Annotated in this window: 18 protein-coding genes and 1 tRNA gene; 6 read left to right on the top strand and 13 right to left on the bottom strand. The window is 47.9% G+C overall.

Features of this window, described 5'->3' with window-relative positions:
* Position 1: 1 nt before the first annotated feature.
* The 6 genes from AR543_RS03905 to AR543_RS03880 all read right to left on the bottom strand — a co-directional run bounded on the left by AR543_RS03905 (position 2) and on the right by AR543_RS03880 (position 6,498).
* Positions 2-997, bottom strand: coding sequence for a LacI family DNA-binding transcriptional regulator (locus AR543_RS03905; RefSeq protein WP_060532002.1), 996 nt, complete (start codon positions 995-997; stop codon positions 2-4).
* Between the two features lie 150 nt (positions 998-1,147).
* Positions 1,148-2,515: an ABC transporter substrate-binding protein gene (locus AR543_RS03900; RefSeq protein WP_060532000.1), complete on the bottom strand. Its 1,368-nt coding sequence runs from the start codon at positions 2,513-2,515 to the stop codon at positions 1,148-1,150.
* Positions 2,516-2,529: 14 nt separating this feature from the next.
* On the bottom strand, positions 2,530-3,414 hold the full coding sequence (locus AR543_RS03895) for a carbohydrate ABC transporter permease (protein WP_060531998.1): 885 nt from the start codon (positions 3,412-3,414) through the stop codon (positions 2,530-2,532).
* Entirely contained in the window at positions 3,411-4,268 is an 858-nt protein-coding gene (locus tag AR543_RS03890; RefSeq protein WP_418304216.1) for a carbohydrate ABC transporter permease, read from the bottom strand. The genes AR543_RS03895 and AR543_RS03890 overlap by 4 nt, the downstream gene beginning before the upstream one ends.
* An 809-nt stretch (positions 4,269-5,077) precedes the next feature.
* The gene (locus AR543_RS03885) at positions 5,078-5,848 is read right to left on the bottom strand and encodes a peptide-methionine (S)-S-oxide reductase MsrA (RefSeq protein WP_060531994.1); all 771 of its coding nucleotides are present in this window, start codon (positions 5,846-5,848) and stop codon (positions 5,078-5,080) included.
* A 158-nt stretch (positions 5,849-6,006) separates the two neighbouring features.
* Complete coding sequence (locus AR543_RS03880) at positions 6,007-6,498, bottom strand: PTS sugar transporter subunit IIA (protein ID WP_060531992.1); 492 nt, start codon at positions 6,496-6,498, stop codon at positions 6,007-6,009.
* A 406-nt stretch (positions 6,499-6,904) separates the two neighbouring features.
* Between AR543_RS03880 and AR543_RS03875 the strand changes: the two genes are divergently transcribed.
* Positions 6,905-7,540: a chromate transporter gene (locus tag AR543_RS03875; protein WP_060531990.1), complete on the top strand. Its 636-nt coding sequence runs from the start codon at positions 6,905-6,907 to the stop codon at positions 7,538-7,540.
* Positions 7,541-7,552: 12 nt separating this feature from the next.
* The gene (locus AR543_RS03870; RefSeq protein ID WP_082472107.1) at positions 7,553-8,089 is read left to right on the top strand and encodes a chromate transporter; all 537 of its coding nucleotides are present in this window, start codon (positions 7,553-7,555) and stop codon (positions 8,087-8,089) included.
* Between the two features lie 148 nt (positions 8,090-8,237).
* Here AR543_RS03870 and AR543_RS03865 read toward each other — a convergent pair whose 3' ends face one another.
* On the bottom strand, positions 8,238-10,148 hold the full coding sequence (locus AR543_RS03865; protein WP_060531988.1) for a sensor histidine kinase: 1,911 nt from the start codon (positions 10,146-10,148) through the stop codon (positions 8,238-8,240).
* Between the two features lie 429 nt (positions 10,149-10,577).
* Here AR543_RS03865 and udk point away from each other — a divergent pair, with 429 nt between their 5' ends.
* Both udk and AR543_RS03855 read left to right on the top strand, forming a co-directional pair.
* Complete coding sequence (gene udk, locus AR543_RS03860) at positions 10,578-11,216, top strand: uridine kinase (protein WP_060531987.1); 639 nt, start codon at positions 10,578-10,580, stop codon at positions 11,214-11,216.
* 81 nt (positions 11,217-11,297) lie between these two features.
* The gene (locus AR543_RS03855; protein WP_060531985.1) at positions 11,298-11,861 is read left to right on the top strand and encodes a 5' nucleotidase, NT5C type; all 564 of its coding nucleotides are present in this window, start codon (positions 11,298-11,300) and stop codon (positions 11,859-11,861) included.
* A 358-nt stretch (positions 11,862-12,219) separates the two neighbouring features.
* Here the strand turns inward: AR543_RS03855 and AR543_RS03850 are convergent, their stop codons facing one another.
* Positions 12,220-13,026 (bottom strand): FRG domain-containing protein, encoded by an 807-nt coding sequence (locus AR543_RS03850; RefSeq protein WP_060531983.1) that lies wholly within the window; start codon positions 13,024-13,026, stop codon positions 12,220-12,222.
* A 351-nt stretch (positions 13,027-13,377) separates the two neighbouring features.
* On the opposite strand from AR543_RS03850, the gene AR543_RS03845 reads away from it, so the two are divergent.
* On the top strand, positions 13,378-13,737 hold the full coding sequence (locus tag AR543_RS03845; RefSeq protein ID WP_418304209.1) for a DUF1304 domain-containing protein: 360 nt from the start codon (positions 13,378-13,380) through the stop codon (positions 13,735-13,737).
* 99 nt (positions 13,738-13,836) lie between these two features.
* Here the strand turns inward: AR543_RS03845 and AR543_RS03840 are convergent, their stop codons facing one another.
* Positions 13,837-15,417: a right-handed parallel beta-helix repeat-containing protein gene (locus AR543_RS03840; protein ID WP_060531979.1), complete on the bottom strand. Its 1,581-nt coding sequence runs from the start codon at positions 15,415-15,417 to the stop codon at positions 13,837-13,839.
* Positions 15,418-15,574: 157 nt separating this feature from the next.
* Between AR543_RS03840 and AR543_RS03835 the strand changes: the two genes are divergently transcribed.
* Positions 15,575-15,766 (top strand): hypothetical protein, encoded by a 192-nt coding sequence (locus AR543_RS03835; protein ID WP_060531977.1) that lies wholly within the window; start codon positions 15,575-15,577, stop codon positions 15,764-15,766.
* Positions 15,767-15,785: 19 nt separating this feature from the next.
* Here the strand turns inward: AR543_RS03835 and AR543_RS03830 are convergent, their stop codons facing one another.
* The 4 genes from AR543_RS03830 to AR543_RS03815 form a co-directional block, all read right to left on the bottom strand.
* On the bottom strand, positions 15,786-16,022 hold the full coding sequence (locus AR543_RS03830; RefSeq protein ID WP_060531975.1) for a hypothetical protein: 237 nt from the start codon (positions 16,020-16,022) through the stop codon (positions 15,786-15,788).
* Positions 16,023-16,316: 294 nt separating this feature from the next.
* Entirely contained in the window at positions 16,317-17,708 is a 1,392-nt protein-coding gene (locus tag AR543_RS03825; RefSeq protein WP_060531973.1) for an MATE family efflux transporter, read from the bottom strand.
* A 182-nt stretch (positions 17,709-17,890) separates the two neighbouring features.
* Positions 17,891-17,974 (bottom strand) — tRNA-Leu (locus tag AR543_RS03820).
* A gap of 119 nt (positions 17,975-18,093) precedes the next feature.
* The gene (locus tag AR543_RS03815) at positions 18,094-20,064 is read right to left on the bottom strand and encodes a DUF2961 domain-containing protein (protein ID WP_060531971.1); all 1,971 of its coding nucleotides are present in this window, start codon (positions 20,062-20,064) and stop codon (positions 18,094-18,096) included.
* Between the last annotated feature and the right edge of the window lie 302 nt (positions 20,065-20,366).

The following is a 20,366-nucleotide window of genomic DNA, read 5'->3' as shown; positions in this document are numbered from 1 at the left end:
ATTATTCACCTCTAGCGGCAGTCGATTGTCGTATAATCAGCTCCGGTTTTAATTTGATTCCATTCATACGTTTGTTCTGATTCGCCATTTTGCGCAGCAGGATATCGACAGCTGCCAGACCGATGTGATCGGCAGGCTGACGCATCGTCGTCAGCAGCGGATGCAGCTGGGAAGCGAGCATCTGATCATCATAACCGATCACCGACATGTCTCGGGGGACCTGGATGCCTTCTCGCATCAGTGCATTGATAAATCCAATCGCCATATGATCATCCCCTGCGAACAGCGCCGTAGGCAGCTTGCCACTTTTGAGCCATTTCTGTGCCGTCTCATAGCCAAATTCCACACCATATACACCCTGTTCCATCGCAAAAGGTTCCAGTCCCGCTTCCTTCATGGCCCACAGGAATCCTTGCCGCCTCTCCCTTGTACTCAAAAAGACTTCCTGCCCGCTCAGATGTGCAATCTCGCGATGACCCAGTTCCAGCAGATGACGGGTCGCTTCATAGCCACCGCTGAAATTATCCACGCTGATCGAAGCCGAATTGTTCTCTTGTAGCTGGTTGTCGATCAATACATACGGAATATTGCGCTTTTTCAATTCCGCTACAAAACGGTCTTCCTCCAAAGGAGACAGCAGAATCAATCCATCCACCCGATCTTCCTGAATCAGATAATGACTCTCTTCATTGCCGAATCCGCTGGATACCGAGATGGCCAGATAATAACCCTGCAACGCGAGCGCATCGTTAATTTCCTTGGCTACCGAGTCAAAGAAAGAATCATGCAGCGTCGTGACGATCAGACCGATCGTTCCGGTTCGCCCCCGGGCCAGTGAACGTGCCGCCGCGCTCGGGCGATAATCAAGCTCTTTGATCGCATCCAGCACTTTCTGGCGATTTTTCTCCCGCACGGTATCCGCACCATTAAGTACACGGGAGACCGTGACCACGGATAGACCGGAACGTTTGGCAACATCAAATATACTGGCTTTCATTGTGTATTCTCCTAGTTGATGCAGTCTTTCCTGTATCAGCGAACTGAATAAGGCTTCCTTCACTGCAGTAAAGCTGACATCCGTTTTTGTGCTCATTATACAGGAAGGAATACGGTACTCACTACAGTTGCCGGTATTTATGACAGAATTTTATTTTTTGGAACGGGCGAGAATCTCTTCCATTTTCTGCTGAACCTTCGGCATCACATCCTCCACTTTGGCAGTACCGTTTTGCAGCGGCTGCATTTCATTGATCATCATATCGTTGATCTGGGAGTAGTTGACGATCAGGTGATTGAATGACTCGTAGCCGTATTGATATGCGCCTTCATATACATTGCGTAGATCCTTTGGATCTATACTTTGGAAATGGGAGTAATAATCTTCGGCCGCATCCTGGTTTACCGGAGGCGTACCGCCGCTCAGCTCGATCGATTGCTTTTGAATATCGGTCTGCAGCAAATACTCAATCCACGCCAGGGCTTCCTTGGGATGCTTGGAATCTTTAAGAATAAAAAGTGGATCGACGAACAATGTACTGCGCACCTTGTCATTGCCGCCTGCCGGAACAGCAGCCACACCCACATTAAAGCCAAAATCATTGGCACCCGACAGGTTCCACGAACCGCCCACCGACATCGCGACCTTACCGGTTACAAAAGGATCACCGCCCTGACCGGCTACACTGGCAGACCATTCGGGAGGTGGAGATACCTTGTCATCGAATACCAGCCCAAAAATTTTCTGGTACGCTGCGATCGCTTCCGGTGAGTCAAAGTAGGATTCGGACGGTACGCCGCCATTTTTCCAGGTATCATCGGAATACATTTTGGCACCAAAGTAGAATGGACGGTTATCCAGCTCGCCCCATCCGAACTGCAGGCCGTATTGCTGCTTGTTCGGATCGTCCGAAAGGACTGTCAGCTTTTTGGCATCTTCGACCATTTTGTCAAACGTCCAGCTCTTGTCGTTATAATCCGATGGCGGATAGGCTACGCCTGCAGCATCAAATAGATCCTTGTTGTAGAGCAGCAGCGTAACATAGGAGCTGAATGGTATGCCGTACGTATGACCATCCACCTGGTAAATGTCCATCAGGTTCTGTGGAATCTTGTACTTGTCCGCCTGGAACCCGGATTCCTTGAGCAGATCGGTCATATCCAGCAGCATGCCCTTGTTGTAATACTCCGCAAACCCTCCATAGCCGAAATGTGAAGTGATATCCGGGGCATTGCCGCCTGCGATCATCGTCTGCAGCTTGCTGTCAAATTGCTCATAGGGAGCGGTCGCGACTTTGACTTTGATATTGGGATGCTGCTTCTCAAAATCCGGAATCAGCTGTTCGACAAAGGTACGATCCGGCGAATCAATCGTATAATACGTGATCGTCACTGCATCCCCGCCTGCTCCCGCATTGTTGCTGCCTCCTCCACAACCGCTCAGTATCATCGTCGTAGCGAGCAGGGTACTGAGGACTGTCAGCGTTTTTCGGTACCATTTCCTTTGGATATTAACCATGAACCATTCCCCCTTTATTTGATACCGGTCAGCACGATGCCTTCGACAAAGCGCTTCTGGGCCAGGATAAACAGCACAACGATCGGGAGCAGAGCCAGCACCGAAGCTACCATTAGTAGATGCCAGGGAGCTACCCGGAATTTGGACGAGGTTAAGGAGGCCATGCCGACCGGCAGCGTGAACTTGTCAGCAGAGTTCAGGTACAGTACCGGTGTCAGCAGATCGTTCCAGCTATAAATGAAGGAAAAGATCGCAATCGTCGCCATCGCTGCTCCGGAGAGCGGCAGCGCGATTTTCCAGTACATGCCGATCTCGGTACAGCCATCCATTCGACCGGCATCGAACAGTTCTTCCGGCAAATTGGCGAAAAATTGACGCAACAAGAAGATGTTATACGCAGAACCGAAAAAAGCAGGCACAATCAGCGGTAAAAAAGTATCCACCCAGCCCAGCTTGCTGAACAGTACAAACTGCGGAATCATAATCGCCGGATACGGTAGCATCATTGTACTGAGCAGCAGCATAAACATCAGATTCCGTCCTTTGCCACGAAAACGAGCGAAGCCATAAGCAACCAGAGATGAAGACAATAGTGTAGCCAGTACCGTAATCACTGCAATCATCAGACTGTTCTGATACATCGTACCGAACTGCAGCCGGGAGAAAATATCCATGTAATTACTGAACTGCAGACTGTCCGGGAAAAGAGTCGGCGGATACTGCATTGTCTCCCGCTGGGACTTGAATGAAGTCGTAACCATAAAAATCAGCGGCATCAGCATCAGCAGCGTGATCATAATCAGCAGGATAAAGCTGATTATTCGCGTCATATCCAGCTTGCGCCGTGAACGTGCTGCTGTCCATACGCCCGATTCCTGCATCCGGTTGGACGTAATCATCGGCTTTTCCCTCCTTCATAATACACATACCGATTCGACAGCTTCATAATGATATACGTAACAATCAGGACCACAATGAGCAGCACCCAGGCCATCGCTGATGAATAACCTGCCCGGTATTCCTTGAATGCACTCGTATACAGACCGTACACATAGAACCAGGTTGAATAACTGGGCCCTCCATGGGTCATGACAAAAGCCTGCGTAAATACCTGAAACGATTCAATTACGCCGAGGATCAGCTGAAATAGCAGAACCGGCGAGATCATGGGTAGTGTCACATGCCAGAAAATCGACAGCTTGCCCGCTCCATCCAATCGGGCTGCTTCCAGTAGGCTCGTCGGCACCCCTTGCAGTCCGGCCAGGAAAATAATCATCGCACCGCCCACACCCCAGAACGACATAATAATAAGGGAATACAGCGCCGTATTCGGGTCCATCAGCCAGGCAGGTCCTTTGACACCGAACCAGGACAGCATGTAGTTGAACAATCCGATCTGCGGATTGAATACCCAGTACCAGAGCAGAGACATGGCTACACCGGACACCATACTCGGAAAATACATCGCTGTACGGAAAAATCCTTTGAACGGCAGCTTCTGATTCAGCAGCAGCGCAAAGCCCATCGCCAGTAGCAGCTGCAGCGGCACACTGATAAAGGTATACTTGAGCGTGACCATTACTGAATTCCAGTACAGATCATCGGCAAACATTTCCCTGTAGTTGCCCAGCCCGACCCACTTGGGCGAATGGATAATGTCATAATCGGTGAAGCTGTAATAGAGTGAAGCCAGAATAGGAAACAGGGCAAAAACCGTAAATCCAATCACCCATGGCGATATAAAAGCGTACATTAACAACGTCTCTCTTCTCATCTCACGAGTCAGCAATTTATCACTTCCTCACTACCAGATTTGTTCAAAAGTTATACCGCTTTAACTTTTTGGATAGATAGAATCTGTTTGGTCATTCCTAAGGGTATGTGTATGCATATTTTTGGTTGTCTTTATAATCCTCCTTTTTCAAATCAATTAACTACTTTTGGATAAGGGGAATGATGTGTAGTGACATATGGCAATAAATAACGATTGGTATTACTTTTTTACGTGTACGATTTACGTCTTCATAATTCATTACTATCGATACTGTCTACTCAAAAGTTAAAGCGTTATAACTTTAGGTTGAGTTTATCATAGATGATCTTTTTACCAATTACAATACTGTTTTTCATTTTTTCTTCTTTTTGTGTCAGTATATTTAACTAAAAAGTAGTTATATATCTAAATTTTCAGTTTTATGTGTTAATTTAGTTATCATTTAAAGTTAAATAAAATAATTTCATACTATTATGTTGATCATCCTGTTCAGGATAAATAATTTATGATGTATCCAAAAGGCAAAGTCTGAATTCCAATTATATTCGAAGCCGAATAGCCCGATAATCTCTATACTAAATTCAAAATAGCAAGAAACCTTTAACCCGCTCGACAATGAATGCGTTTACATGGGAAAAGGCTAAATTCTGTTTTGAATTTAGCCGCTGCTATTTTCTCTTGTCTGTTCTTGTACCGGTGGGTGTTCCCGATCTCTGCCGTACAGATTGTGTAGCAGAGATCGTTTATGTTTGCTATGAGTCGATTGTGCTTACTGTGGAAAGTACTACTTACTGTTCATCCTGCTGATCTGCCAGCCATTGATTGATCCTGTACTTGTGGTGCTCGGACAGTGGCCATTGGGGAATATCCTGCCGGATCTGTGCCAGTGTTATATGTCCACGGCTGAATCCATTTAGCCGTGCAGCAAGCGTAGAATGAAATAGCTCTGCCTGATCGGGATACAGCTCATACAGCTGCTCCATCAGCCGGTGCTGCCGCTGCAGGTAATATTTCTGATGCCTTGCTTCAGCTGGATACCATGTATCATAAGGCTGGATCTCCGTCATGCGTCTTTTCTCTATACCATCAGGATCGATTGCTCCACTATTCCCGGTGCCTGCCGATTCGGAAGAAGCAGGATTCTTTGAAGACTTGGAACGTACCGCCGACGCTGCTGTCTGCTGCATCTGTTCTATTGTGCAGCGCTGTTGTTCATTCCGGTAAAACAGCAGGGAATGATATTGTCGTCCTTTGTATCCATTGATCACCGATGGATTATGATGATTCCAGAACATCTCCAGCAGCTGTTCCAGTGTAATAACGGAAGGGGCAAACTCGATCTCTATCGTCTCGGAATGATCTCCCAGCTGACGATATACCGGTGAGCCTGTTGTTCCGCCAGCGTAACCGGTTCGGGTATACAGCACACCCGGCAGATGCCCAAACAAAGCTTCGGGTCCCCAAAAGCAGCCCATGCCCAGAGTAAGTATCTCCGTTTGAGGCACCGGGGTACGTTTTTCTTTTTCCATACCATGTTCACCATTTTCATGGACAGACATAGCTATCCCTCCTCTCTATCTATTCAACTATTATACAGTCCGCTGATCGTTTCTTCGGATAGTATTGTACAAAAAAGAGCAAGTGCGCCTGCATCAGGAAGCGGCACTTGCTCTTTGCTTTTGTTCGTTTGTACATTGTAGGTGTTAGGTATACGCGATCAGGAGACGGTAATGGTCAGCACTTTGTCCTGTGCAGCAGTGACGCTGCCGGTATACTCTTCCACTCCCTGAAGGGCATCCTGACCATCGGGAATAATGACCGGTGTGATGACCGGATAGCCTGCAGCCTGGATCTGGGCAATATCAAATTCCAGCAACAGCTGGCCTTTTTTGACCGAATCGCCTGTGGCAACGTGAGCTTGGAAGCCTTCCCCTTTGAGAGAAACGGTATCAACACCGACGTGGATCAGCATCTGTACACCAGAGCTGTGCTCCAGCATGATCGCATGTTTGGTTTTGAACATCTGCGCCACATTTCCATCGAATGGAGCATATACTTTACCTTCGGATGGCTCAATAGCGATTCCCTGACCCATCATTTTCTGGGCAAAAGCAGGGTCTGGTACATGGGACAGATCGACTGCCTTCCCTGTAATAGGAGCAGGAATGTCTATAGTCTGTGTCTTGTTTTTTTTGAAAAATGATAGCATGGTTTACTACCTCCTTGGCTGCCTGCACCTCTGTATATATGACAGGCTCTGGTATCAATTAATCATATAAGGGTGGCAATTGCTCTGTCAAACACACCAGAAGAAGCACATATAACAGCATGAATCGTGTCTATTGATAAATAGATCGACGGAGTTGAATATATTCCACACTTTTATCCAAAATAGCATAAAGTCGCTGTTTATTTACATATTTCATCTATTGCACAGGTAGATATTCACTTATCCTTGCTTCTTTTTTAATAGATTTATCTCCAGATTATCTTTATAAAAGCAAAATCAGCACTTTTTCACTTAATCCCTATGTTATTTATTCTCCTTTATCCAAAGTTAATTTCATTTTGGTTAAAAGATGATATACTGGGAAGAGTGAACAAAGGAGACGGTTATGAAAACATCCTATAGACATCAACTGAAGACACTACTGGAGTTATTTCTTGTTTTTTTCAAAATAGGCCCTGCTACTTTTGGCGGTGGTTATGCCATGATTCCGATGATTGAGCGCGAGATCGTCCACAAGCGCAGCTGGATCAGCGAACAGGAGCTGGATGAGCTGCTGTCGCTTGCAGGCTCGGCACCAGGCGGTGTGGGCGTGAATGCTTCCACCTTTATCGGCTATCGGATGGGGCGTATTCCCGGTGCTGTTGCAGCGCTGCTCGGCATTACTTTCCCTACCTTTTTTATTGTTTTCGCGATCAGTATGTTCTATTCCCGATTCGGTGATCTGCACAAGGTACAGGCGGCTTTTCAGGGAATCAAAGGCGCTGTGATCGGTCTGATCGCAGTCGCTGCCTATCGTATGGGCAAAAACGCACTGTTCGACCGGACGACGATTGCAGTAGCAGCCGGGGCGCTAATCCTGCTGCTGGTGACCGGTCTGAATCCCGTAATTCTCATTCTGTGTGGTCTGCTGCTGGGTATTCTGATTATCCGTGTCAAAAAGCATATGGGACTGAATACACGAACAGAAAAAGAAAGACCTGCCGACCAGGATCGACAGGCACAGATTGAATATTATATTTAAGGAGGTGCTCCGGTGATTCTGTGGCAGCTGTTTATCTCTTTTCTCAAAATAGGCTTTGTTTCTTTTGGCGGCGGTTATGCGGTCATCCCGATGATCCAGCATGAATCCCAGCGTTATGGCTGGCTGACACCGGAGCACTTCCAGCAGACCGTATCGCTGGCAGGCATGTCTCCGGGTCCGATTGCGACCAATAGTGCAACATTGATCGGGTATCAGGCAGCCGGTGTTGGCGGCGCATTTGCTGCTACTACTGGTATTGTGCTGCCTTCGCTGGTGCTGGTGGTGCTAATCGCCAGCTTTTTCTACAAAATCAACAGCAACCCAGCGGTCAAATCATCCTTTTATGGACTGCGTCCGATTATTACCGGCCTGATTATCTACGCAGCACTTCATTTCGGATTCGCCAGCGGCTGGTCGTCCCTGCTGCAGCCGTCGAACTGGCTGGTTCTATTGATCGGGGCAGCTGCCTTTATAGCGATTGTAAAATACAAAACCCATCCGCTGCTCGTTATTGCCGGTTCTGCTGTACTGGGTATGGCCTTTTTCTAAAATGCAAAACGGCGCAGCTTGGTCAGTGTCGCAAATGCCTGTTGTAGCTTATCCCTACAGCGAATTACTTCTGGAGTACACTTGTTGCAGCCGGAGTAACAGCAGCGAAATCTTTTTTGAGGTACGTATCCTCTTGGGTGCATAAGGGTTATCCCAGGTTCTCTGCCCACAGCAGATCATGATGCTGATCTTCATACCGCTTCATCGGAATAATAAAGTAAAACAGCGAGCCTTTTCCTTCGGCAGAACGGACGCCGATCTCCCCATCCATCAGCTCAATCAGATTTTTGCAGATAGCGAGTCCCAGTCCGGTTCCTTCATACGTACGGTTGATTTTGGAATCAATCTGGTAAAAGGGCTGGAACAGACGCTGCTGATCTTCCTCGCTTATTCCAATTCCGGTATCCTGCACAGTAAAATTAAACTGCCAGACCGGCTCTTCCGCAGCGTCCGAGGCTGCAGGTGCCGCATGAACCCCCATACGAATACCACCCTCGAACGTAAATTTCACCGCATTACTGATCAGATTAATCAGCACCTGGCGGATACGCTGCTCATCGCCGAGTACTACATCGGGAATAGAATCATCCGACGAGAAATCCAGTTCCAGATTCTTCTGCCGAACCTGTGTACTGAACAGGCCGGACGTTTCTTCCAGCAGCTGCCGGATACTGAACGGCTCGCGTGCCAGACTCATTTTACCGGCTTCCAGCTTGGAATAATCCAGCACTTCATTGATCACATGCAGCAGCACAGTTCCACTATGATGAATATGACCGACAAATTCCTTTTGCTCTTCGTTCAGGTCCATCTCCAGCAGCACATCGCTCATACCGAGTACGCCATTCAGCGGAGTACGCAGTTCATGACTCATCATCGCCAGAAAATCACCTTTGACGCGCAGCGCTTCTTCCAGCTCCTGCTTGGTATGCAGCAGATCGTATTCTGCCTGCTTGCGGCTGGTAATGTCTTTGGAAATGGTATAAATATCTTTTACCCCGTCACTTTCTACCCAGGGAACCATCGTCGAACTCAGCCACATCTCCTGTCCATCCCGGTGACGGAGCATAAATTCGACCGTATGGGAGATTCCATGGAGTGCATCACGAAAGGAGTCCCGGATCATATCATTATATGGCTCTATAATCATGTCGGTAAAAGAAACCCTTTTCAATTCATCCATCGTATAACCCATAATTTTCTCTGCTGCCGGATTCGCACGCAGCAGCTCTCCACTGCGGTTAAACAGCAGCACCACATCCGGATTATGTTCAAATATCGAATCGTACCGGCGCTGATTGATCTGTGCCTGCCGGAATGCAAAGCGTTTGTCCAGAATCTGACTGATCATCAGCAATACCAGAATCAGCAGCATCGCCCCGCCAATCATGATTGCCAGTGTATATTCGTTAGTCTCTTGAACCGGATGCTCTACCGGCAAAGGATACATATTATGAATATGGAGAGCACTCATTCCCGTATAGTGCATCCCGGCTATCGCACTGCCCAGCAGCAGGGACATGAGCAGCTTAGCTTTACGGCTGATCGTCTGCTCCTGATGGCGATGACGCGCCGAGATTTTGAGTGCGGCAAACGAGGCACTCCAGGCGATCATTACCGATAGACCCACCATCCAGCCGTTATAATGCTGCTGAAACGGCATATCCATGGCCGCCATACCGGTAAAATGCATGGCTACAATCGCAAATCCCATCCACAGCGAACCCATAAGCAGACTGCTCGTTTTCATAAAATCGACACTGATCATCCAAAAGGCAGCCAGTACCGCGATAATAGGCAGCAGCATCGAGGTCAGCAGCCAGAAGGGATTATAATGTACATCGGCCGGCAGATTATAGGCGAGAATTCCGATAAAATGCATCGACCAGATGCCGAGTCCCATAATAGCCGATCCGAATACAATCCAGATCAGCCGTGAACGTCCATGAAGTATCAGAACCCGCTCATATATATAGAGTGCACAATAGGAAGCAAAAAAGGAGATAAACAACGAAAGTAGAACAAGCGGAATATTATAGTTTCCCTGCAATTCTGTCATATGCATGTTCCTTCCTCAACGTTGATAGACAGCGTTCTACTATAGGTTTTGTGTATAGATATAGATGAGTGTTATATAAGATTAATTTAACCTAAACTTCGAAATACTCAATACATTTTGGGATGAATTGTAAATGTCTTCCGCCCAAATTTATATTTTTCGCATATTTCATGCGTCAACTCTATGAAATCAGGTGAAAATTTTTCAGAGCTATGCTATCCTAAAATATTAGAAGAGATCATTGATTTTGTTAAGCCTATATGAATGTTGTTGGTATGACACGGATACTTGTCGGGTGGTGAAAGATACACCCATTTTGCTGTGCAAACTTCATGTTCGTCCTGTACAAATATTTTGATTTCATAATGCGTTGGTTCTGACGCTGAATTATACTGTGTTTCTAACTTTAGGGAGGTTTATTCAAACGCCATGCTCATTATTGGTATTGCCGGTGGTACCGGCTCAGGCAAAACAACCGTCGCCCGCTCCGTCATCGAACGTATGGGAACGAGAAAAGCAGTTACTTTCATCTCTCAGGACAATTACTATAAAGATCACACGCATCTGAATCTGGAAGAACGGGCCCTGATCAACTACGATCATCCTTTCGCTTTTGATAACGAACTGCTGATTCAGCACCTGGAAGAACTCAAGCAAGGCAAAGTCGCTCATGCACCAGTCTATAATTTTACGATGCATGCCCGTTTTACCGACCAGACGCTGGAACTTCAGCCCAACAATATTGTTATTATCGAAGGACTTCACGTACTGTCTGACGAGAAGCTGCGCGAACAATTGGATATCAAGGTATTCGTGGATACCGATCCGGATGTGCGTATTTTGCGCCGTGTGCTGCGCGATATCGAAGAACGCGGACGCAGTATTCAATCGATTCACCAGCAGTACATGACGACAGTCAAACCGATGCACGAAGCCTTTATTGAACCTTCCAAAAAATACGCCGATCTGATCATTCCGGAGGGCGGACATAACGAAGTAGGTATTCAACTGCTGTCGATTCTGACCGAGAAATACCTGAACGGCGACCGCAAATGGGGCACGCTGTAATTACCAATTGATTGCATATCGTATAAAAGCTGTCCGGGCAAAGGCCCGGCAGCTTTTTGCATAAGGAGAGAACGATACCCGATGAACCGCAAAATTGTAGCTGTCGATATGGATGATACGATCTGTCATCTTCTTCCCAAAGCCATTCATTATCACAATGCGCTCTACCCAGATCTGCCGCTGACGATGGAGCAGATTATCAACTTTGATCTGAGCCGGATCTGGCATCATGAATGCTCGGAGGAAGTCTTTTTCGGCAGACCAGGGCTGTATGAAGAGTTGGAGATTTTCGACGAACATACGGTGGAAGAAATGCGCCGGATTCATGAGCAGCATGATCTGATCGTCGTTACCGCTGCCCGCCCTTCGTCGGTGCCGGAGAAATGGAGATGGCTGCAGCAGCATCTGCCTTTTATTCCGTATGAGAATTTCTTTGTCGCCAAGCGTAAATATCTGCTGGAATTCGATGTGCTGATCGACGATGGACCGCATAATCTGCTGGCAGCCCGTGAAGCCGGCAAGCGTACGATCGGTATTCCGCGTCCATGGAATCTGCCGCTGCAGCAGGACTTTCTGATGAAGGATTCATGGGAAGGCATGAGTGATCTGGTGAACAAGGTATTGGCGGAACAGCCGCAGAGATAAATTCGCAGCAAAATCGGTTTTATCGCTTCGCCGGCTGCTCAGGATTATTGGTCATTGTGCTCAACCCTAACGGCTCTCGCATCGTGAGAAGGCATTTATGCTATGAGTATCTCTTTTTAGATACTTGGTTAACCTCATAGTCAGAGGTCTTTTTATAGGTCAACTAAAAGCCGGATCATTGTGATCTGTTCAACGAACAGGCAGCAGTGATCCGGCTTTATTTGGTATATAGATGCTATAGGGTGTGTATGTCTTGTGTCTATTCATACATGTGACTATCGATGAGATACATAAAGACAATAGCGATATGAGTGATACTCCCCCTCATCTTCAGGCGAAAAAGTGATCGATCTACGCCCTACCGCATCAGACGTGTATTGGTACAGTGCCGCTTCAGCCAGGCACTAATTCCCTGCAGACCCGGATAGATGATCCGTTCATTTACATTGGCCTGATCCAGCTTGTCTCTTACTTCCAACTTCAATTCAGCCGGGATAATAATCTTTTTGTACAGTCCCGGGTACTGCTTGAGCCAGTCATCCAGCCCGCGATCCCGGTTGCTCATAATCGTGAACATAGCGTACTGGTTCACAATCCGCTCATCAATCGATGGTGGGTCCAGGCAGATGACAAAGTCATCATCGCCTTTTAACTGTTCAAAATCACTCATATCCTGGAACAGTTCATCCAGCAGTTCGACCGTAAATACGAGCAGGTCATCGTCAGCCAGTCGATGCCGCAATGCCGACGGCAGATGAGCATGTACCTGATCGGTATCCAGGCACCAGACAGCCCCGTCCTCATGGTAACGGGTCAGATCCGATGTGGCAAAATGCAGCGCCACATAAGGCGAGAACGACCAGTCCAGCATGCGCGTAGGCAGTCCATGGTGCTGGGCGACTGCCAGCAGCTCCCAGTCATTGCGTTCGTCTTTGAGTGACGCACGGGCGAATTTTTTAAAATTGCGTAAAAGGTGAGACTCCATACCTGTATTTTCAATCCTCATCAGACTGGTACTCAGATCAAAAGAAGCGCTATCCATTCCCCGGTAGGCATATGGAGAATGAAAGCGGCCATGTTCAGGATGAGGAGGAAAGTTAAACAGTTCTTCATGGAGGTCCAACCAGCTTTCTGCGACGCTTACTCCATCCTCAATCGATTTCAAAACAACACCTTCCAACTTATGTTTGTATTTGACTTCTCTATTTATTACACTACTTTGGACCATTTTAATGAACTCCAAAGGTATTTTTTTACATAATATGATGTATTCAAAATAACTGGCAGGCCTGCTGTCAAAGGAGAAAATCCAATTTCGCTATTCGTCTGCTGCTGTCTGTATGCTACACTGATAGATGTAATTCAGCTAACAGAGAACATGCAATATGAATAAGAGAACCTAAAACAACTTGCAACAATTTTTAGCTGAGGATGGCTATTTTTGCTTATCCATACTGAAATTTTACCTTGATCCATTCCTCTATGAATAATTTTATTGGAAAAGGAGTGAATATCGATGCTTGGCAGTATTATGATCGCGCTCGTCGCGCTGGAACATCTGTATATTCTGATTATGGAAATGTTCCTCTGGACAACCCCCCGTGTGATGAAGACGTTCGGCACAACATCCGAGCAGGCACAAATAACCCGTCCGATGGCGGCGAATCAGGGATTGTATAACGGCTTTCTGGCTGCAGGTCTGATCTGGTCGCTACTGCATCCGGACGATCACGTAAGCAGGCAGATTGCTTTCTTTTTCCTCGGCTGCGTCCTGGTCGCTGCCCTGTACGGTGGCTGGAGTGTCAAAAAGTCAATCTGGCTCATGCAGGGTCTGCCTGCGCTGATTGCCCTGCTGCTAGTTTGGCTGGGTTATTAATAATTAGATTTGTAAACACCAAAAAGCCTGCCGACTGCTCCATGTGCCAGAAGATTCAGCACACGGAACAGACAGCAGGCTTTTTCAGTTACATTTCGTTTATTCATCGGCTCCGATATTTATGGCCGAACCGGAGATTCGGGGCTGTCCATCCATATCCTTGCTGTTCCGCATTCCGGGATCAACATATCCACTGTCTACTGCCGGGGAGGAAGATTGCAGATGGTAATCATCATTTTGGGCATCGACAAATTGCGGATCAGCGAAAAGAGAATGGAGATCGTTGCCGCTGCCTTTGCGATACGCCTGCAGACCGCTGTATGCCTCGCCTTTCCAGATCCAACTGGAGCGGGTAATGCCATCCTCGGCGAAATACAAATTATAATCGACCTTATTGCCCGAATTACGAGTGTATTCGTTATAAATGAGCACACCCGAATCTCCGGCGACCATCATATTATTGCGGATCACATTACGCCGGGTATCATACTGGATCAGCAGCTGTCCATTGCCAGCTCCCAGGGTATCATTATGGTAAAGCGTATTATTCACAATCTGTGAATCCGTTGTGGAGCCGCGTTCTTCATCATAACCGCCCATAGCAATTCCGGTCTGACGGTTATGGTAAATGACATTGCTGCGCACATTAATACGGCTGGTACTCCTGCCCGCATGCTCGGAAGCGATCTCGATACCGATATCATTATTGTATGAATAGTTCTGTTCGATGATGCTGTCCCTGCCTCCATCCACATAGATGCCTCCTGCCGAGTTGCTGTGATTCGGCAGCTTTTGGCCATACGAAGGGTTCTGGTTAGAGGAGACATTATAAATACGGTTACTGCGGACTATACCGTTACGGGTCTGGTCGTATTTTATGTCCGGCGCTATGCCTTCGAATCCGATCAGGTCGATGCCAATATTATCGCTGTTATAAATCCGGTTATTCGTTACTGCGAATCCGTCTACATTACCATTCACGACCAGTGATTCGCTGCTGCCCAGTACCAGATCATGCAGCTCGTTATGGTCGATAGTTACCTGCTTGAGCGCAGCCGGTGCCTGGTCGCCGTACACCGCTATACCGTGCGCATCCCGACCTGTAAGATCCGGACCAATGGGAGTCGCTGTATTGGCGATATGATGCACATGATTGCCCGTCAACTGGATCTTCTGTCCGCTACCATGCACATAGATACCGACCGGCACGGCATTGCGGGAATTCGTTTTGTAATTGCGCACTTCCAGTCCCTGGATACGAATATAACTGGCGTCAGCAATGTCGATAAGTCCCTGCAGACCGCCCACTTTTACCCCCTTGCCATCCAGTACGGCCTGCTCCCCCGGATAACTGGCATATGTAATATAACCTGCTGCAGCCGAGCCGGAGCGGCGAATGTCCACCCTCTCATGGTACACGCCGCCGCGAATATAGATCATACTGCCCGGAGCCGCTTGGTCGGCAGCATGCTGTATCGTTTGCCACGGCGCACTCTGGCTGCCCGGTTGGGTGTCTTTGCCTTCGGGAGCGACATAATAGACGGGTCCTGTGCTGTCTTTTGCAGGCGCTGCTGTCGCTTCTGCTTCCACCGATTCTCCCTGTGTGGAGCAGGCTGCAACGCCGATGCCCAGTAAGAGCACTGCACACAGACGTGCTGCTTTTCTGGCGTAATGGTTCAATGAACGTCCTCCTCTGCTGTAGCTCATATTTACTTTCCAATTATTTCCCATGTACAATAAAAAGACAGACCGTACAGTCTAGTAGTCTCGGATAATATAATAATACCTGACGTATAAGCAAGAGGATCATCCAAATCTGCACTCCGGAGGTATCTTAATGAAACAAGCTATTATACAATTCGCTCGCAGAGAGCTATGGTGGAATCTGCTGGCAGTGTTTCTACTATTTATCGTACTGCCATTAGCCGTGCACCATCCACTTGGCAATATGCCACTGATTGGTTTGCTTTCTTTGGTGCTGCTGTCTGCGGTTGGCATATGGGGTAAGCACCGCCAGCTCCAAGCATAGAATGAATAGTGATACTGTATTATTTGGCTTTGAGTGCATATGGATAGCGAGCGAGTAAACCGTAAAAAGCAAGCGCCGGAAGAATCACCCACAACAATATGGGAGTAGCCAGAATAATCATTACCCCTACTATAGAGATGATTGTAGTGAGAATACCGGTTAGATGCCTGTTGGACCAGCGGTACATGACATGCCCTAATACTGCTGCGAGCAGAGCCAGAATCAGGATTACGCCTATGAGATAAATGATGCCCATACACAGTACCTCCTTCTTGTTGAGATATCTCCAGTATAACATTGCGATTTACAATATGTGGAATGTAAGAATGATGCAACCATGCGTAACGGAAGAAAAGAAATAAGAGCAAAGGACGACATTTAAGCCTGGAGATCCCCATTACCTATACCACTTCAGGGATCTCCAGGCTTAACCGGAGGACGTGCTCTTATTCTTTTCTGGAGTGCATGATGTACAATGCGAAAGACACAACGCATGCTCATTCTTCATTGTATCATGCTCCATACCGCTATATACGTCCCACAGCACCCGCTAGATAATCCGATGCTGCAGCCACCTGTTCCCATAAAACCGTTTCATGAAAATAATCCCGCGTACTGCCCATTCGCAGTCCATCGCCAGCCATACCCCGAGTACGCCCCAACCGAGCACAACGCCCAGTACATACCCGAGCACCACCCGGAACAGCCACATCGACAGCATGGATACCATCGAAGTAAACTTGGCATCCCCGGCCGCCCGCAGCGCAGACGGTGTAATAAACCCGATCGCCCACAGCGGAATCTGTGCGATTGTATTAATCAGCAGCACCCAGAAAATCTCATCCACAATCTCTGCCGGCGGATCGAACAGCGAGATCAGCGGATAGAATAGTGGCAGAATAATCAGCCCCATTAATACAAACGACAGCGACGCCAGCACCAGGAATGACTTGGTGAACTTGCGAGCTTCGTCAATATGCCCGCTGCCGATACACATACCAACTACCGTAATAATGGTCAGCGACAGTGCATTGGCCGGAATCTGCATGGCGCCTGCCAGTGCGGAACAGATCGCATTGACCGCAATCGCATATGTTCCCATGCCGACAATGAAGATCTGGGTCAGTATTTTCCCCCCGTTAAAAAACATCTGCTCCGTCGCAAACGGAAAGCCGATAAACAGGATCTTTTTGAACATCTCCCATTTGACCTCGAACAGCTCGCGCACACGCACTTTCAGATTGACGTCCATTTTGAACAAATAGTACAGCGCACACGCCGCGCCGCCATACCGGGCAATGTTGACCGACAAGGTCATGCCGAGTACACCCATATCCAGTCCATTGATAAAGACAAAATTCAGCAGTACATACAGCAAGTTCATAATCAGCGATAGCACCAGTGAAGCCCTCGTACTGCCGACTCCGCGTAGCGCGCCGCAGACCGCTTCCACAATCGCTATCCCGACAAAAGAAATACAGCTCCCGATCAGGTATGTACGCGCATGGTCCATAACTTCCGCTTCGGCCGAGCCAAACAGCAAACTGAGCAGCGGCCCGTGAAAAATAATTCCGATCAGTGCTACAGCCAGCGCCAGCGCAGACACGGATGTTACTGCTCCTGCACTCGCCTGTGATACTTTCAGCTCATTGCCATTGCCCTTGTACTGGGCGACCACGACGGTTCCCCCTGTAGCGACAGCAATAAATACACTTAACAGGAAAATATTCAGCGAATCCACCATATTGACCGCACTGACCGCGGCCACACCTGCCGAGCTGATCATGGCGGTATTGATCAGATTCAGTCCCATGACAAACGCCTGATCGATCAGGATCGGAATAAATAGCGAGATCATCTGGCGGTAATTCATTGTTGCTCCGGAAAAATACTTTTCCAGCAGATTATGAGCTCTACTCCATCTTATGCTGGGGTCTCCCATGTGATTACCTTCTTTATAACTGGATTCATGGCCTCTCCGACGGTTGACATTCTCCACATTATACCGGAATCTCTACAGGATTCCAGTGGAACTCATAATAAAAACGCCCTTCAGGTTAAAATAACTGAAGGACGTAATTGGTAATTATGTATATTCACGTTGTGCGTTTTGAAAAATAGGAATGCGGCCGAGAGGACTCGAACCTCCACGGGGGTAAGCCCACACGGACCTGAACCGTGCGCGTCTGCCAATTCCGCCACGACCGCAAATGAGTTAGTGAGCTGCGTTACGCAATCACAAGGAATAATATATCATGATATTTCGAAAAGCACAAGCTTTTTTGTGAAATATTTTAACGCAGCTCTTACTCCGCAATTCCTCTGATTTATTTCGTATAATTCTGCCTGTGCAGGCTGTACACTTTGTAATTAAATTCGTTCCATGCCCGCGTCTCACCGGCCTGTACATATTCGAGCCGGATCGTGATATGATCCTTGCCTGCCGTATATAGCGCTGGAATCTCGTATTCATCGTCCAGCCAGCGCTGGTACGGATTGCGATCAGCTACATACCAGCTGCGTTCCTGCACAAGTGCTTCATCTACATACACCTTTGCTTTTTGTCGACCGGTCATCTGATCGGATTTGCGCCGCAGACGTACGCCCTGGTTATTCGGATGGATAGATACAACAAATTCACTCCACCCCTCTGTCTCATGACCTGTATCCGTAATGAACACATCATCCTGATCGCCTTCATAACAGGCACACAGGGTATAATAACCACGGCTACCGGATGTACGATAGTGATGGATGCCTTCCGAAGCCTTGTTCCCGATATCCAGTTCGTCCGTCAGTGTCATGCCCTGCTCATCCACGCCATAATAAAACAGAATACCCGAGTGGCGTAAATATTGATTATTGTACTCTCCCGATTCGATGCCAAAAACCAGTTCCTGCCGAAAAGGATACACATCTCCGCTGCACAGTCGCACCATTGACCATGGACTGTCCGGCAGGCCGTCATAAGCACTGGATGGATTCATTTCCGGCGGTGTCGGGAAGCCCCAGCCGTAATTCACCCAGCTCTCGGAGCCATCGCTCTCCACCTGCGGTGTTAATTTACCATCGATATGAACACGCACATCCCCTTCACAGCTAATTTGCCCCATAGACCGGCTGAAAGCAGTCACCTGCCCGGCTACCAGATGTCCGCGACCGCTAATCCGCCCGATAATGCTGTCTGTTCCTTGCGCCGCCTGCGAAGGATAGTAAGCCGAAGAACGGAAGTACCCGGTCCTTCCTTTGGGGTACAGCGGATTATACTCTGTTGTATAACAGATTTCCCATCTGGCAAAGGCAATGTCTTTCTCTCCCCGGTTGATCAGCTCGATGCGTGCACTTGTCCAATATGGCATCGGAAAATACTGATACAGCATACCCTGTTCAGTCTCTCCATGGGATATCAGTCCAATACGGTTATATCCCAGCTCATTACCGAAAAAGGCACCCAGCGGACATTCCACATCCGGCTGCTCATGACCATCCCACGTCGCTCGTACCCAGATCTGCTGCAGCTCCGGCCGCGGAAAACCATTAAGCGGCGCATTGAAGGCTATATCTGGCAGAGTCGTATTCATTTCAGCGAGGACCGCCGTAATACTGCCTGCACCTTGCTGTTCCAGCAGAACCACGCTTTCTCCGCTGCGCAGTGTGAATTGTTCGGTAACAGCCGATTGTACAGGCACAGCCGGCTTGGGGTCCTCCCCTGTACGGTTCCAGGTATCCCGCAGATTATCCAGATGCTCATGACCTGTAAATGTCGTTATCCCCTCTGCAGTCGAATAGGAATGGTAAATAACATGACCCCACCCTCCATCTCCTTTGGCTGCCCCTTTTAGCCGGATATCCGATGTGATGCGGCAGGAACGAGCATATTCCATCGGCACAAAGCTGCGTACCACCCGGATCGGCCCTCTGCCATTATCATCCGGTCCCATATAAGCATCTGCCAGTGGTGCGGTAAAAGGAGCCTTGTGACCAAACTCCGAATGCCGGATACGGAATCTCGGCTCGGCTTCTCCGTCGAAATAAAATGAAAATGTCGGCTCCTCACTTTCCGGATACCGATGCTGTACAAAGTTGTAAATACAGCCGGGACCATCCACATCGAAGATCACCCATTCCGATCCTTCCTGATATAACCACCAGTCCCAGTCGGCATTGCCTCCCTGCTTGTCTATACTGCCCTCATAGTGAACCTGTACTCCTTCGCGCAGCAGTGGCAGCAGTTCGAATCGCTCCATAGCCTTCAGGCCTTTGGGTACGTTATGTTCGGATTCCCCGTTTGATTTCATTATGCTGCTCCTGTTCTCCGTATACATGAACGGATGATAATAGATAACGATTCGATCCTGTTTGCTAACGGACGTTGGTATAACGGATATTACTTGCTCTATCCAGTATAAAAGGAGTCGTCTCTCGCCGGGATTGAACAATTTTCAGATGAGTTGAATATTTTCGATTTGCGATGAGCTTGGTGAATACGCAAAAAGACAACGATCCAGTTGCAGATCGTTGTCTTTTTGGTCTATCGCGTGCTATGCATCTTAACTCAATCTCTATCATTCAAATACCAGCGGTTGATCTAGTGTTTGGA

The organism is Paenibacillus bovis, assembly GCF_001421015.2.
In the GTDB taxonomy this organism is placed as follows: Bacteria; Bacillota; Bacilli; order Paenibacillales; family Paenibacillaceae; genus Saccharibacillus; species Saccharibacillus bovis.
Note: the sequence above shows the minus strand (reverse complement) of the source record. Positions and strands in the feature narration are given on the sequence as shown.

Excerpts from the sequence above, each read along its gene's own strand:
- AR543_RS03905 (WP_060532002.1), bottom strand. The coding sequence starts at position 997 with ATGAAAGCCAGTATATTTGATGTTGCCAAACGTTCCGGTCTATCCGTG.
- AR543_RS03900 (WP_060532000.1), bottom strand. The coding sequence starts at position 2,515 with ATGGTTAATATCCAAAGGAAATGGTACCGAAAAACGCTGACAGTCCTC.
- AR543_RS03895 (WP_060531998.1), bottom strand. The coding sequence starts at position 3,414 with ATGATTACGTCCAACCGGATGCAGGAATCGGGCGTATGGACAGCAGCA.
- AR543_RS03890 (WP_418304216.1), bottom strand. The coding sequence starts at position 4,268 with ATGTACGCTTTTATATCGCCATGGGTGATTGGATTTACGGTTTTTGCC.
- AR543_RS03885 (WP_060531994.1), bottom strand. The coding sequence starts at position 5,848 with ATGTCTGTCCATGAAAATGGTGAACATGGTATGGAAAAAGAAAAACGT.
- AR543_RS03880 (WP_060531992.1), bottom strand. The coding sequence starts at position 6,498 with ATGCTATCATTTTTCAAAAAAAACAAGACACAGACTATAGACATTCCT.
- AR543_RS03875 (WP_060531990.1), top strand. The coding sequence starts at position 6,905 with ATGAAAACATCCTATAGACATCAACTGAAGACACTACTGGAGTTATTT.
- AR543_RS03865 (WP_060531988.1), bottom strand. The coding sequence starts at position 10,148 with ATGACAGAATTGCAGGGAAACTATAATATTCCGCTTGTTCTACTTTCG.
- udk (WP_060531987.1), top strand. The coding sequence starts at position 10,578 with ATGCTCATTATTGGTATTGCCGGTGGTACCGGCTCAGGCAAAACAACC.
- AR543_RS03855 (WP_060531985.1), top strand. The coding sequence starts at position 11,298 with ATGAACCGCAAAATTGTAGCTGTCGATATGGATGATACGATCTGTCAT.
- AR543_RS03845 (WP_418304209.1), top strand. The coding sequence starts at position 13,378 with ATGCTTGGCAGTATTATGATCGCGCTCGTCGCGCTGGAACATCTGTAT.
- AR543_RS03835 (WP_060531977.1), top strand. The coding sequence starts at position 15,575 with ATGAAACAAGCTATTATACAATTCGCTCGCAGAGAGCTATGGTGGAAT.
- AR543_RS03830 (WP_060531975.1), bottom strand. The coding sequence starts at position 16,022 with ATGGGCATCATTTATCTCATAGGCGTAATCCTGATTCTGGCTCTGCTC.
- AR543_RS03825 (WP_060531973.1), bottom strand. The coding sequence starts at position 17,708 with ATGGGAGACCCCAGCATAAGATGGAGTAGAGCTCATAATCTGCTGGAA.
- AR543_RS03815 (WP_060531971.1), bottom strand. The coding sequence starts at position 20,064 with ATGAAATCAAACGGGGAATCCGAACATAACGTACCCAAAGGCCTGAAG.